The following is a 13,660-nucleotide window of genomic DNA, read 5'->3' on the forward strand; positions in this document are numbered from 1 at the left end:
AGGCCCCCATGCGCTCCACGCTCATCACCGACATCGCCGAGCTGACCACCGTCGACCCCGAAGGGCGGGTGCTCACGGACGCGGCCGTCGTCGTCGAGGACGAGCGCATCGCCTGGATCGGCCCCGCCGCGGACGCCCCGGAGGCGGACGACCGGGTGTCCGTCGAGGGCCGCGCCGTGCTGCCCGGCTGGGTGGACTCCCACACGCATCTCGTGTTCGACGGGGACCGCTCCGCCGAGTTCGAGGCCCGCATGGCCGGCGAGTCCTACGCGGCCGGCGGCATCGGCGTGACCACCTCCGCCACCCGCGCCGCCTCGGACGCTCGCCTGGCCGAGCTGGTCCGCGGCCGGGTGGCCGACGCGGTGGCCGGCGGCACCACCTACCTCGAGACCAAGACCGGCTACGGGCTCACCGTGGAGGAGGAGGCGCGCCACGCGCGCCTGCTGGCCGGGCTGCGCGAGGAGGGCCTCGTGGACGAGGTGACCTTCCTCGGCGCCCACCTCGTGCCCCCGGGCCGGGATGCGGAGGACTACCTGGACGACGTCGTCGGGCCGATGCTCGCGGCCGTGCGGGAGCACGTGGGCTGGGTGGACGTGTTCTGCGACACCGGCGCCTTCGACGCCGAGCAGACCCGCCGCGTGCTCGCCGCGGGTGTGGCGGCGGGCCTGGGCGTGCGCCTGCACGGCAACCAGATCGAGCAGGGCCCGGGGGTGGGCGTGGCCGTGGAGTTCGGCGCCGCCTCCGTGGACCACGTCAACCACCTCTCCGACGCGGACGTCGAGGCCCTGGCCGGCACCTGGGCCGACTGGGACCGCGCCTCCGCCACCGGGACGCCCGGCACCGTGGCCGGCTGCCTGCCCGCGTGCGACCTGTCCACCCGCGCCCCGCTGGCGCCCGCGCGTCGTCTGCTCGACGCCGGCATCGAGGTCTCCCTGGCCTCGAACTGCAACCCGGGCACCAGCTACACCACGTCCATGAACTTCAACGTGGGCACCGCCGTGCTGCAGATGCACCTGACCCTCGCCGAGGCCGTGCGCGCCGCCACCCTCGGCGGGGCCCTCGGCCTGCGCGCGCAGGACCGCGTCGGCAGCCTCGAGGTCGGCAAGCGCGCCGACCTGCACGTGCTCGACGCCCCCGCCGCCATCCACCTGGCCTACCGCCCCGGCATGCCGCTGACCCACGCGGTCTGGCGCGCGGGCCGCCGGGCCGTCTGATCGACCGACAGCAAGGAGAACGCATCACCATGACCACCCCTCCCGTCACCGTCACGCTCGGCACGTCCGGGGCCACCCTGGACGACGTCGTCGCCGTGGCCCGCCACGACGCCCGCGTGGTGCTCGCCGACGACGTGCTCGAGACCGTCGGCGCGGTGCGCCGCCACGTCGAGGCGCTGGCCGAGGCCGAGACGCCCACCTACGGCGTGTCCACCGGCTTCGGCGCGCTCGCGGACAAGCACATCCCGCTCGAGTCCCGCGCGCAGCTGCAGAAGTCCCTGATCCGCTCCCACGCCGCCGGCATGGGCCCCGTGGTGGAGCGCGAGGTCGTCCGCGCGCTGATGTTCCTGCGGGCCACCACGCTGGCCTCCGGCCGCACGGGCGTGCGCCCCGTGGTGGTCGAGACCTTCGTGGCCATGCTCAACGCGGGCATCACCCCCGCCGTGCGCGAGTTCGGCTCCCTGGGCTGCTCCGGTGACCTCGCCCCCCTCTCCCACGTGGCCCTGGCGCTGATGGGCGAGGGCGACGTCGTCGGGACGGACGGCGCGCTGCGTCCGGCCGGCGAGGCGCTCGCCGAGGCCGGGATCGAGCCGGTCGAGCTGCGGGAGAAGGAGGGCCTGGCCCTCGTCAACGGCACCGAGGGCATGCTCGGCATGCTGATCATGGCGCTGGCCGACCTCGAGGAGCTCGCCGACACCGTGGACCTCACCGCCGCGATGTCCGTGGAGGCGCTGCTCGGCACCGACCGCGTGTTCGTGCCGGAGCTGCACCTGCCGCTGCGCCCCCACCCGGGCCAGGCGACCTCCGCCGACCGGATGCTGAAGATCCTGGCGGGCTCGCCGATCGTGGCCAGCCACAAGGAGGGCGACTCCCGCGTGCAGGACGCCTACTCGCTGCGCTGCGCCCCGCAGGTGGCCGGCGGCCTCCGCGACACCCTCGCGTACGTGCGCACCGTGGCCGAGCGCGAGCTCGCCGCGACCGTGGACAACCCGGTGGTGCTCGACGACGGCCGGGTGAGCTCGAACGGCAACTTCCACGGGGCGCCCGTGGCGTACGTGCTGGACTTCCTGGCCATCCCGGTGGCCGACGTCGCCAGCATGTCCGAGCGCCGCACCGACCGCATGCTGGACCCGGCCCGCTCGCACGGGCTGCCCGCGTTCCTCGTGGACGACCCGGGCGTGGACTCCGGCATGATGATCGCCCAGTACACGCAGGCCGGGCTCGTCTCGGACATGAAGCGCCTGGCCGTGCCCGCGTCCGTGGACTCCATCCCGTCCTCCGCGATGCAGGAGGACCACGTCTCCATGGGCTGGCACGCCGCCCGCAAGCTGCGCTCGGCCGTGGAGAACTTCCGCCGGGTGCTCGCCGTCGAGCTCGTGGCCGCCGCCCGCGCGATCGAGCTGCGCGCCCCGCTGCAGCCCTCCGCCGCGACCGGTGCCGCCGTCCGCGTGATCCGCGAGGCCGGTGTCCCCGGCCCCGGCCCGGACCAGTACATGGCCCCGCAGCTGGCCGCCGCCGAGCAGGCCCTGCGCGACGGGTCCGTGCTGGCCGCCGTGGCGGAGGCGCTCGCGGGCGTGTCCGCCGACGCCGAGCCGCAGGACCTGGCCGAGGAGTCCGAGGGCGCCGAGGCCGAGGGGCACTGACGCCACAGCGTCATCCGACGCCGCAGAGTGGTCACGACACGCCGCGTGCGTCTGCGCGAGACGGCGTGTCGTGACCACTCTGTGTGTGGAGGGGCGGCCTGCGGGTCGGGTCGGTTGGCCCCGGCTCAGGCCGCCAGGTCCACGTCCTTCGTCTCCTTCATGAACAGGCCGGTCAGGCCGGTGAGGCCGCCGACCACCATGAGGTAGATCGGGAACGCGCTGGTCCACCCCTGCGCCGTCAGCCACGTGATCAGGTACGGCGCCGTGCCGCCGAAGATCGCGGTGGCCAGTGAGAGCATGGTGGCCACGCCCTTGGCGCGCACCGCCGTGGGCAGCGCCTCGGACCAGACGGCGCCGTTGACGCCGAACAGCAGCGCCACGGCCAGCAGGGCGATGGTCTGCACGAGCAGGAACGAGGCGAAGGTGCCGTCCAGCATGCCGAACAGCGGGAACGGCAGCACCACGAAGAGCAGGCCGAAGGCGATGACCAGCGGGCGGCGGCCGACCCGGTCGCCCAGCAGGCCCGCCCCGAGGATGGCGACCAGGAAGATCACCTGGGCCACGAGCGAGGCCGAGAGGGTGGTGGACTTGTCCATCTGATGGGCCACCTGCGCGTGCGTGGGCAGGTAGATCAGCCACGTGTAGAACATCAGGGAGCCGCCCGCGGAGACCAGGAAGATCGTCAGCAGGCCGCGCCACACCGCACCCGGCTCCCGGCGGGGAGCGTCGTCGGCGGTGGGCACCACCTGCTGCGCCGCCGTGAAGTGCTCCGACTCCGTCAGGCTCCGGCGCAGGTACAGCGCGTAGAGGCCGAGGACGCCGCCGATGCCGAACGCCACGCGCCAGCCCCAGGACGCCACCTGCTCGTGGGAGAGCAGCGTGTTGACGGCCAGGCCCACGAGTGTCGCCAGGATCGTGCCCACCACCACGGACACCCACGACGTCGCCCCGAACAGCCCGCGCCGGCCCTGCGGCGCCCGCTCCACGAGGTAGGTCACGGAGGTGCCCATCTCGCCGCCGTGCGCCAGGCCCTGCAGCAGACGGGCGATGACGAGGATCACCGAGGCGAGGACGCCCACCGTGCCGTAGGTGGGGGTGAAGGCGATGATCAGGCTGCCGAGCGCGGTGATCATCATCGCCGCGAAGAGGCTGCGCTTGCGGCCCACCCGGTCCGCGTAGGCGCCGAACACGTAGCCGCCGATGGGGCGGGCGACGAAGCCCACCGCGAAGACGGCCAGGGTGGCGAGCAGCTCGGAGGTGGGGTTGTCCGCGTGGAAGATCTGCGCCGCGAAGACCGGGGCGAAGATCGTGTAGACGTTCCAGTCGTACCACTCCAGCGCGTTGCCGAAGTTCACGGCCAGCATGTCCTTCAGGCTCCGGGGGCGGGCCCCGGGCACGGGAGCGGGCCGGGCCGCACCGGTGGCCGCGGTGCTCATGACCGCCCCTCGAGGCCGGCCTGGGCATCGCCGTCGGCGCCGGGCACCCGCATCTCGAAGGTCTCCCGCACCACGGTGTAGTCGAAGTAGCCCAGGCGGGCGATCGGCTGGATGCGCGGGATGTCGAGGCGGCCGTCGGAGGTGATGACGTCGTCGTCGATGTGGATGGTGTCCACGTGGGCGAAGACCACGTCGATGGTGCCGACGTTCGAGTCGCCCTTGATGCGGTGCGTCGAGTGGTAGCGGCACTCGAAGCGCACGGGGGACTCGGCGACCATCGGGATGGGGTGGGCGTCCGCGTAGACCTTGGTGACGCCGTGCTCCGCGATGCGGTCCCACTCGCTCTCGCCCGGCTCCAGGGCCATGGCGGAGACGTTGACGGCCTCGCGCAGGTCGTAGGTGGCCATGTTCCACACGAACCAGCCGGTCTGCTCCGCGTTGAGGACGGTGTCCTTGCGGCGTCCGTCCGGGTACTGGTTCGCGGAGAACATCACCATGGGCGGGTCGAAGGTGAGGTTCTGCCACTGGCTGTAGGGGGCGATGTTCTCCCGGCCGTCCGTGCTCACGGAGGACAGCCAGCCGATGGGCCGCGGCACGGTGGAGCTCTTGAAGGGGGAGAAGGGCAGGGGGTTGGCCTCGTGCTGCGGGCGGTACTTCACGGGTCCTCCATGTGATGCCGGTAACAGGATGTGGGCCACGCTACGCCGCATATTCCGGATATATCAAGCGGAGGGGGGGGAAGATGACTGCCTAGGCTGGGCCCATGAACAAGTCGGAGGAGGCCTACGCCCGCCTGACGCAGAAGATCGAGACCGGGGAGCTGCCACCGGGCGCCATCCTCAGCGAGGCGGCCCTCATCGACGCCGCCGAGACGGGGCGCACGCCCCTGCGCGAGGCCGTGCAACGCCTCATCCGAGACCACTGGCTCCTGGCCGGTGGGGGACGTGGCCTGCAGGTGCCCCCGATCTCCGTGGACGACCAGCTGGAGAGGCTGGAGGTGCGGCGGTCGCTCGAGGCGCTGGCCGTGGGACTGGCCTGCGCACGGGCGGACGAGGAGCAGCTGGCCGCCGTCGCGGCCCACGTGCGGCACCTGCGCACGGTGGAGGACCTGCCGGCGTACGTCGCCGCCGTCGGGCGCTCGCACGAACTCCTGCGCACGATCGCGAACAACCGCTATCTCGCCGATTCTCTGGTCCCGCTCCAGGGGCTGTGCCGCCGGTTCTGGCTCGCCACCACGAAGGGCCTGCCCGACGAGGTCGAACGCGGCCGGGCGTTCTACGTCCCGGCGCTGGAGGCGGTGACCCGGAGGGACTCGGCAGGAGCCCGGGCCGGGGTGCTGGCCCTGCACGACTTCCTGGCACGCTCGGCACTGGACTACGCCGCCCGACGCGCGGCCCACGGCAGCGCCGAGCCCCCGGCCCCGTGGGCGGAGGGACGCTGACGCCCGCGGCCCCCCGCGCCGGAAGGGACCCCCGGCCCGCTCAGGCCAGCAGCGACGCGTCCGTCCGGTGACGGCTGACGACCGTGTGGATCAGCCGGGCCGCGGCCTTCGCCGTGCGGCCGTCCACGTCCAGGGCGGGGTTGAGCTCCACGACGTCGGCCAGGGCCAGCTTCCCGGACTGGGTGGCCTCCAGCGCGCACGCGTGGATCACCTCGTACGGCACGCCGAAGCCGGCCGGTGCGCTCACCCCCGGGGCGACGGCGGCCGGCAGCACATCCAGGTCGATCGTCAGGTAGAGCACGTCCACCGCGTTGATGAACGAGCGCACCCAGCGGCGGACGCCGGTGACGTCGGCGGTCTGGGCCTGCTCGTCGGTCACCCACGTGACCCCGCGTTCGCGCGCGGTGTCGAACAGGGCCCGGGTGTTGTTGGCCTCGCTGATGCCCACCACCGCGTAGGAGAGCTGATGCTCCGCCCCCTCGGCGTCCCGCAGCGCCTGCAGGAACGGGGTGCCGGAGCTGGGCCGCGGCGCCTCGCGCAGGTCGAAGTGCGCGTCCAGGTTGAGGATGCCCACGCGCGTGCCCGCGCCCACGCGCGTGGAGCCGATCAGGCCCGTGATCGAGGCGTAGGCGGTCTCGTGTCCGCCGCCGAGCACCACGGCCAGGTCGTGGGCGTTCAGCAGCCCGCTGACCACCGTGCCCAGCTCGGCCTGGCCCGCCTCGAGCTCGCCCGGGGCGTCGTCGTCGCCGCGGTCCACGGACACGTCGCCCGCGTCCACGAGCGCGCCCGTGCCCTCGAGGTACGCGAGCGAGGCGAGCGCACCGCGCAGCGCCTCCGGGCCGTCCTCGGCGCCCACGCGGCCGTGGTTCCGGCGCACGCCCTCGTCCGAGGCGAAGCCGACGAGCGCCGTGGACCGCGCGCCCGACGTCGGAGCGCCGGCACCGGGGTGGCGCTGCGTCGTCGTGGGCTCGCCGCGGCCGTCGGCGGGGCGGACGACCTGGTGCCAGCGCAGGTGCTCGGGGGTGTCGCCGTCGGTGCGGCCGGTCCAGGCGGGGGAGAGGGACGAGGAGGGGAGCTCGGAGGTCATGGGCCCATCTCACGCCATCGACGGGCGGGTGCGCAACGAGGGCCGGACGACGCCCGACACGGGGCGTCGTCCGCCTAGCGGTCCAGTTCCTGGCGCCGCGAGCTGATCACGCCGGTGACGAAGCCGGCGAGGTTGAGCCCGCCGTGGAAGCGGGCGTGCTCGATCTTCACACAGCGGTCCATCACGACCTCCAGGCCCGCGGCCTCGGCCTGACGCGCGGCGTCCTCGTTCCAGATGCCCAGCTGCAGCCACACGGTCCGGGCGCCCACGCGGGCGGCGTCCGCCACCACCTCGGGGGCGTCGGAGGACTTGCGGAACACCTCCACGAGGTCCGGGGTGACGGGCAGGTCGTCGAGCGAGGCGTACACGCGGTGGCCGAGGATCTCCTTGCCGGCCGCGGCGAGCACGGGATTCACGAAGTAGACGTCGTACGTGGTCGAGCTCAGCAGGTACGTGGCCACGAAGTACGACGCACGGGCCGGCTTGTCCGAGGCGCCGACGATCGCGATCGACCGGGTGCGCCGCAGGATCGCCAGGCGCTCGGGGGCGCCGGGGCCGGTCCAGGTGCGCTCGGGGTGGGTGGTGCTCATGGCTCAGGCCTCCTGCTCTGCGGGGACGACGGCGCCGTCGCGGGCGCGGCCGGTGGCCTCGGTCAGGGCCTGGTCCAGGTCCCAGAGGATGTCCTCGAGGTCCTCGATGCCCACCGAGATGCGGATGAGGTCCGCCGGGATGCCCGCGGCCACGAGCTGCTCGGCGGTGAGCTGCTGATGGGTCGTCGTGGCGGGGTGCAGCACCAGCGTCTTCGCGTCGCCGATGTTGGCCAGGTGGGAGGCCAGCTGCAGCGCGGAGATGAAGCGCGACGCCGTCGCGCGCCCGGCCTCCGGGCCGGAGGCGCCGTCGTCGGTGTCCGTGGCTGCCGGGGCCACGCCGAAGCTGAACACCGAGCCGACGCCCCGGGGCAGCAGCTGCTGCGCGCGGGCGTGGTGCGGGTGGTCGGGCAGGCCGGCGTAGCGGACCCAGGAGACGCGCGGGTCCTCGTCCAGCCACTGCGCCACGGCCTGCGCATTCGCCAGGTGGGCGTCCATGCGCGGGGCCAGCGTCTCGACGCCGAGCAGCAGCTGGAACGCCGACTGCGGGGCCAGCGACGGGCCGAAGTCGCGCAGCTGCTCCGAGCGGAGCTTGGTGAGGAAACCGTACTCGCCGAAGTTGCCCCACCAGGAGACGCCGCCGTACGAGGGCACGGGCTCGGTCATGGACGGGAACTTGCCGTTGTCCCATGGGAAGCGGCCGGACTCCACCACGACGCCGCCGAGCGTGGTGCCCTGCCCGCCGAGGAACTTCGTGGCCGAGTGGATGACGATGTCCGCGCCGTGCTCGATCGGCCGGATCAGGTAGGGCGGGGTGAGGGTCGCGTCCACGACGAGCGGCACGCCGTGCCGGTGGGCGACGTCGGCCAGGCCCGGCAGGTCCACGACGTCACCGGAGGGGTTGGCGACGATCTCCGTGTAGACCGCCTTGGTGTTGGGCTGGAGGGCGGCCTCGAAGTCCGCGGCCTCGGCGGAGTCCACGAACGTGGTCTCGACGCCGAACCGGCGCAGGGAGACGTCCAGCTGGGTGATCGTGCCGCCGTAGAGCTTCGAGGACGCCACGATGTGGTCGCCGGCCCCGGCGAGGGCCGCGAAGGTGACGAACTCGGCGGCCATGCCGGACGCCGTCGCGACGGCCCCGATCCCGCCCTCGATCGTGGCGACCCGCTCCTCGAACGCGGCGACCGTGGGGTTGCCGATCCGCGAGTAGATGTTGCCGTACTTCTGCAGCGCGAAGAGGTTGGCGGCGTCTTCGGCGGACTCGAACACGAAGGAGCTGGTCTGGTGGATCGGCACCGCGCGGGAGCCGTGGACGGCGTCCGGGACGGCGCCCGCGTGCAGCGCCTGGGTGCGGAAGCCGAACTCGTGGTCAGCCACGGGGGTCCTTTCGATGGAGGCTTCGGGACAGTCCGCCCCATTGTCCCGGGCGAGGCGCGCCGGGGGCAGGGTGGGCACGTCGCAGAGCGTCACGCGGCGCCGGCCGGTGCCGTGCAACGCGGGTTGAGTTATCACCGGTTACGCGGGCCTGGACCCGTGACAACTCAACCCGCGTTGGACGGGACCCGTGACAACTCAACCCGCGTTGGCCGGGCGGGGCGGATCAGCGCGTGCGGGCGAGCCGACGCCGGACCAGCCCCACGATCCGCCCGAACCCAGCGCGCTGGTCCTCCCAGGTGCAGCGCAGGGTCGTCCATTCCCGCTCGAGGCAGTACGCGTCCCGACGGGCGTCCCTCGCCTGCTGCTGAGCCGCGCGGTGGCCGGCGCCGTCGTACTGGAGGGCCAGGCGCGCCCCCCGGTACCCGAGGTCCACGACGGGCGAGGCCGGGTCGGCCGGGTCGACGGCGACCTGCAGCTCCGGCTCCGGCAGCCCGGCCCGGATCAGCGCGAGCCGGAGGAAGGTCTCGGGCGGGGAGTCGGCCCCGACGCGCACCTCCGCCAGCGCGGCACGTGCGAGACGGACACCCGGCCGGCCACGGCAGCGGGCGAGCACCTCCGACAGCCCGGGCACGGTGGCCACGGGGTGCGCCCGGCCCGTCGGCGTCCACGGCGGACGCACCAGGTGGTCGCCGGCCGCGATGAGCCAGTCCACCTCGTGGGGGCGGAGCATCCCGGCGAGGTCGAACCAGGTGCGCGCCGCCGTCGTGACGCGCTGGCCGTCGGGAAGCTCGAGCACGTGGTCGGAGGGCAGCCGCACCCGGTGGCTGACGACGCCGTCCAGGTCGGTCCGGTGCGTGCGCGCGGAGCGGTCGAAGGTCAGGTGCAGTCCGGCGGGCCGCGCGAGGCGGGGCGGCAGCGGCAGTCCGTGCCAGAGGGCGGCAGAGACGTGGGAGACCACCCCGCCCGTGAGGCGGACCAGCGCGGCCGCGCCGTCCGGGGCGCACGGGTCGGGGATGCCCGCGGTGTGCACGCCGCGGCAGATCCGGGCGAGGTCTGCCGCGAGGGTGCGGCGCCACGGCAGGCCGGCGGCGTGCAGCTCGGCCGTCGTGAAGGCGCCCGCGGCGAGGGTGGACGGCAGGGGCGTGCGCGCGGTCATGGGGTGAGCCTGCCGCCCCCGGGCCCTGCGACGGACCGGACCGACGCGCCCTGGGGAGGGCCGCCGTCGTCGTGGTGGCTGTGCAGGAGCGGCCGACCCGCCGGTCATGGTGGCACCGGCGCGACGCGGGTTGAGTTATCACGGGTGCAAGCCGCCTGGACCCGTGATAACTCAACCAGCGTTGCAGGGGGGAGCGGCCGGCCCGTCGGTCACGGCGTGCGGTCCACGGGCACCAGCTCCACGTCCTCGAGCCGCCCGCCCCGCACCACCGCGCGCATGAGCGTGCACACCGGCTGCCGTCGCCGGTCCGTGCAGGAGCCGGGGTTCAGCAGCCGCAGGCCCGGGTTCGCGGTCTCCGGCCCGGCCACGGTGTCCCACGGGATGTGGCTGTGCCCGAACACCAGCACGTCCGCGTCCGGGAACGCCGCGGCCATGCGGCGCTCGCGGCCGGCCGCCGGGCCCGTCTCGTGGACCATCGCGATCCGCACCCCGCCGATCTCCACGCGCGCCACCTCGGGCAGCCGCGCCCGCAGCCCCGGCCCGTCGTTGTTGCCCCACACGCCCACCAGCCGGGCGGCCCGTGCGTCGAGGTCGTCGAGCACGTCCTCGGTCACCCAGTCGCCGGCGTGGAGCACGACGTCGGCCCGCGCCACCCCGGCCCACACCTGCGCGGGCAGGGCGCGGGCACGCCGCGGGATGTGGGTGTCGGCGATCAGGAGCAGGCGGACGGCGACGTCGTCGGACACGGTCCGCCTCACCGCGCGGCGAACGCGCCGAGCCAGAGCGCCAGCGGCAGGCCGATGATGAACACCGCCACGAATCCGCGCACCAGCCACCGGCCCACCGGCGTGGCGAGGTTGATCGTCACGCCCACGCCGTAGCCGGGGCGTTTGGCGGGGAAGACGGCCGGGTCCTCGGGGTCGCGCTTGAGCCCCAGGGGCGTCCACACCTCGTCCTCGGCGCGTTCCGCGGCCGTGGGCCGGTGCCCGAGGGCCGCGGCGACGCGGTCCGACCAGCGCGTCCACCGCCGCATGCTGGCCCGCATCGCCGGGAAGACGCCCACCATGAGCACGGTCAGCGTGAGGGGCAGGATCCACCACGGCATCGTCCACGCCCCGGCGGCGAGCACCTCGGCCGTTGTCGGGGCCAGCACCAGCACGATGAGCACGCACGACCACCCGAGGCACTCCTGGACCCCGCGGTGCACTCCCGCCTGGCGCACGCGCCGCCACGGGGACAGTCCCGGATCCGTGGGGGTGAGGGCGGTGACCATAGCGGAGACCAGCGCCAGGAAACCCGTCATGCCGAGGCCGATCAGCGGCCCCGCCGCCACCGTGCCGAACGAGGTGTCCTCCCACGCATCCGGCCGCCCGTCGACGCCCCAGTGCGTGGGCACGCGCTCCGGCAGGCCCGGCAGGGCGACGAGGGCCCACCCCAGCAGCGCCAGGCACAGCACGGCCGCGAGCAGGAACGGCAGCCACGGACGCAGCCGGCCACGGCGCAGGGCGGCGCGCTCGGCGGCGGGGACGTCGTCGGGGGTGGGACGGGACGGGTGGGGCATCGACCCAGGCTAGCCTCGGCCCCCGCCCGCCACACCCGGTGACCGGCTCGTCCAGACGGCGGCCGCGCACGCCGCGATCACCAGCAGCATCCCCGCCAGGTCCAGCGGGGTGAGCTCCTGCCCGCGCACGGCCCACGCGGTCAGCGCCGCCGCGATCGGCGACAGGCACGTCAGCAGGGAGAACAGCGCGGTCGGCATGCGGCGCAGCACCTGCAGGTCGATCCCGTACGGCACCGCCGTGGACAGCAGCGCCACGGCCAGCCCCACGCCCAGCACCACGGGAGAGAGCAGGGCCGCCCCCGCCGTCGCGACGCCGACCGGCAGCGCCACGAGGGACCCGGCCGCCGTCGCCAGGGCCAGCCCCTGCACCCCCGGCAGATGGGTCCCCGCGCGCCGGGAGAGCAGGATGTACCCCGCCCAGCACGCCGCCGCGGCCAGCGCGAGCGCCACCCCCACCGGGTCCAGTCCCGCCCCGCCGATCCCGCCGCCCGCGCTGAACCCCTCCCGGCCGAGCACCCCGATCCCGGCGAGCGCGAGGGCCGCCCACGCCGCCGACCGCCACGACGGCCTCGCCGCCACGGACAGCGCCAGCGGCCCGAGCACCTCGAACGTCACGGCCACGCCCTGCGGGATCCGCGCGAACGCCTCGTAGATGGCCAGGTTCATGCCGGTCATGGCCGCGCCCAGCCCGACGACGGCGGCCCACCCCCGGGGGCCCAGGCCGGCGAGGGCGGCGCGGCTCGGCCGGGTGACGAGCAGCAGCACGGCCGCGGAGAACACCACGCGCAGGGCGACCATGGCGGACGCGCCGACGTCGTCGAACAGCAGGCCCGCCACGGACGCGCCGAGCTGCTGGCTCAGCAGCGAGAGCAGGACGAGCAGGACGAGACGCACGGGCTCAGCCTAGGGGCGCGCCGCGCCATTCCGGCCCCGGCCGGCGCGGGACCGCTGCTGCCGGAGGGCCACCGGGGAGCCCGGTTCCGTTGACCCCGACGCCGCGGAAAACATCACGCTGACGTGCGCTAATCCGCCTCGTCGTGGGAGAGTGGGCGACGCGTGCCTGCGCAGACCCCGCCCCCGACCCCAGGAGGCCCGCATGGCCCGGCCCCAGACCGTCCTCACCGTGGTGGCCGCCCGCCGGCTCACCCCGCACCTCGTGCGCCTGACCCTCGGCGGCGAGCAGTTCGACGCCGTCCACGCCCGCTGGGTGGAGAAGGGCGCCACGGACCAGTACGTGAAGCTGCTCTTCGCCGACCCCGCGCTCGGCCTCGAGCCCCCGTACGACCTGGACGCCCTCCGCGAGCGCCTCGCCCCGGAGCAGCTGCCGGTCCGCCGCACCTACACGGTGCGCCGCATGGACGCGGCCGCCCGCACCATGGACGTCGACTTCGTGGTCCACGGCGCGGACGACGACGGCGCCGCCCTCGGGCACGACGGCGGCCTGGCCGGGGCGTGGGCGGCCTCTGAGCCCGTGGGGCAGCAGGTCGCGTTCCTGGGCCCCGGCGGCGCCTACCGACCCGACCCCACCGCCGACTGGCACCTGCTCGCCGGCGACGAGGCCGCGCTGCCGGCGATCGCCGCCGCCCTCGAAGACCTCGCCGCCACGGACGCCGCGGCGGCCGGTCTCGCGCTGATCGAGGTGACCGACGCCCGGGACGAGGTGCCCCTGACCGCGCCGGCCGGCGTCGAGGTGCGCTGGCTGCACCGCGGCGGCCCCTTCACCCCGGAGACGACGCGGTTCGCCGCCGCCGTCGAGGACGCGGCGTGGCGGGAGGGGCGGGTGCACGCGTTCGTGCACGGCGAGCGGGAGCAGGTCAAGCGCGTCCGGGCGTACCTCACGGACGTGCGCGGCGTGGACCGGCGACAGCTGTCGGTGAGCGCGTACTGGGCCTACGGCCGTGCCGAGGACGTGTTCCAGGCGGAGAAGCAGAGCCCGGTGGGGCAGATCTTCGAGGACGGCGCCACCGGCGGCTGACCCGCACAGGGACGGCACATCCGCGGCTGCGCCTCCGGCCCGCCGCGGACGCCACCTTCACCGAGTGGAACGCGGTCGAGGCGCACGAGGCCCCCGCCTCGGAGGACGTCCTCGACCTGGCCGAGCTGCAGGAGCTGGCCGGCTGACCCGCTGCGCGATCCAGGTGGGCCGGCGGGGCGCCAC

At 74.7% G+C, this 13,660-nt stretch carries 13 protein-coding genes; 4 read left to right on the plus strand and 9 right to left on the minus strand.

Annotation, left to right across the window (positions count from 1 at the left end):
- Nucleotides 1–8: 8 nt before the first annotated feature.
- The gene (gene hutI / locus AC3RJ9_RS00860; RefSeq protein WP_036384398.1) at nucleotides 9–1,214 is read left to right on the plus strand and encodes an imidazolonepropionase; all 1,206 of its coding nucleotides are present in this window, start codon (nucleotides 9–11) and stop codon (nucleotides 1,212–1,214) included.
- A gap of 29 nt (nucleotides 1,215–1,243) precedes the next feature.
- Nucleotides 1,244–2,857: a histidine ammonia-lyase gene (gene hutH / locus AC3RJ9_RS00865; protein ID WP_041104432.1), complete on the plus strand. Its 1,614-nt coding sequence runs from the start codon at nucleotides 1,244–1,246 to the stop codon at nucleotides 2,855–2,857.
- Between the two features lie 125 nt (nucleotides 2,858–2,982).
- Here the strand turns inward: hutH and AC3RJ9_RS00870 are convergent, their stop codons facing one another.
- Both AC3RJ9_RS00870 and AC3RJ9_RS00875 read right to left on the minus strand, forming a co-directional pair.
- Nucleotides 2,983–4,293, minus strand: coding sequence for an MFS transporter (locus AC3RJ9_RS00870; protein ID WP_041104434.1), 1,311 nt, complete (start codon nucleotides 4,291–4,293; stop codon nucleotides 2,983–2,985).
- Complete coding sequence (locus AC3RJ9_RS00875) at nucleotides 4,290–4,952, minus strand: flavin reductase family protein (protein WP_144861869.1); 663 nt, start codon at nucleotides 4,950–4,952, stop codon at nucleotides 4,290–4,292. The genes AC3RJ9_RS00870 and AC3RJ9_RS00875 overlap by 4 nt, the downstream gene beginning before the upstream one ends.
- A gap of 104 nt (nucleotides 4,953–5,056) precedes the next feature.
- Here AC3RJ9_RS00875 and AC3RJ9_RS00880 point away from each other — a divergent pair, with 104 nt between their 5' ends.
- Nucleotides 5,057–5,734, plus strand: coding sequence for a GntR family transcriptional regulator (locus tag AC3RJ9_RS00880; RefSeq protein WP_041104439.1), 678 nt, complete (start codon nucleotides 5,057–5,059; stop codon nucleotides 5,732–5,734).
- 40 nt (nucleotides 5,735–5,774) lie between these two features.
- Here AC3RJ9_RS00880 and hutG read toward each other — a convergent pair whose 3' ends face one another.
- From hutG to AC3RJ9_RS00915, 7 genes are all read right to left on the minus strand, one after another.
- The gene (hutG, locus tag AC3RJ9_RS00885) at nucleotides 5,775–6,821 is read right to left on the minus strand and encodes a formimidoylglutamase (protein WP_144861871.1); all 1,047 of its coding nucleotides are present in this window, start codon (nucleotides 6,819–6,821) and stop codon (nucleotides 5,775–5,777) included.
- A 74-nt stretch (nucleotides 6,822–6,895) separates the two neighbouring features.
- A complete protein-coding gene (locus tag AC3RJ9_RS00890) occupies nucleotides 6,896–7,411 on the minus strand; it encodes a CoA-binding protein (RefSeq protein WP_041104443.1) in 516 nt (171 codons plus the stop codon).
- Nucleotides 7,412–7,414: 3 nt separating this feature from the next.
- Nucleotides 7,415–8,785 (minus strand): O-acetylhomoserine aminocarboxypropyltransferase/cysteine synthase family protein, encoded by a 1,371-nt coding sequence (locus AC3RJ9_RS00895; protein WP_489727669.1) that lies wholly within the window; start codon nucleotides 8,783–8,785, stop codon nucleotides 7,415–7,417.
- Between the two features lie 223 nt (nucleotides 8,786–9,008).
- Nucleotides 9,009–9,941 carry a hypothetical protein gene (locus AC3RJ9_RS00900; protein ID WP_159833642.1) on the minus strand — a complete coding sequence of 311 codons (933 nt, stop codon included), beginning with the start codon at nucleotides 9,939–9,941 and terminating at the stop codon, nucleotides 9,009–9,011.
- A 209-nt stretch (nucleotides 9,942–10,150) separates the two neighbouring features.
- Nucleotides 10,151–10,687 carry a metallophosphoesterase family protein gene (locus tag AC3RJ9_RS00905; protein WP_095695243.1) on the minus strand — a complete coding sequence of 179 codons (537 nt, stop codon included), beginning with the start codon at nucleotides 10,685–10,687 and terminating at the stop codon, nucleotides 10,151–10,153.
- Nucleotides 10,688–10,695: 8 nt separating this feature from the next.
- A complete protein-coding gene (locus AC3RJ9_RS00910) occupies nucleotides 10,696–11,502 on the minus strand; it encodes a DUF1648 domain-containing protein (RefSeq protein ID WP_119217589.1) in 807 nt (268 codons plus the stop codon).
- Nucleotides 11,503–11,511: 9 nt separating this feature from the next.
- A complete protein-coding gene (locus AC3RJ9_RS00915; RefSeq protein ID WP_119217588.1) occupies nucleotides 11,512–12,396 on the minus strand; it encodes an EamA family transporter in 885 nt (294 codons plus the stop codon).
- 202 nt (nucleotides 12,397–12,598) lie between these two features.
- On the opposite strand from AC3RJ9_RS00915, the gene AC3RJ9_RS00920 reads away from it, so the two are divergent.
- Entirely contained in the window at nucleotides 12,599–13,477 is an 879-nt protein-coding gene (locus tag AC3RJ9_RS00920; protein WP_119217587.1) for a siderophore-interacting protein, read from the plus strand.
- Nucleotides 13,478–13,660 lie beyond the last annotated feature (183 nt).

It is taken from the genome of Micrococcus sp. 63XJN7_6_ISO-PGPR-S23-444, assembly GCF_058072765.1.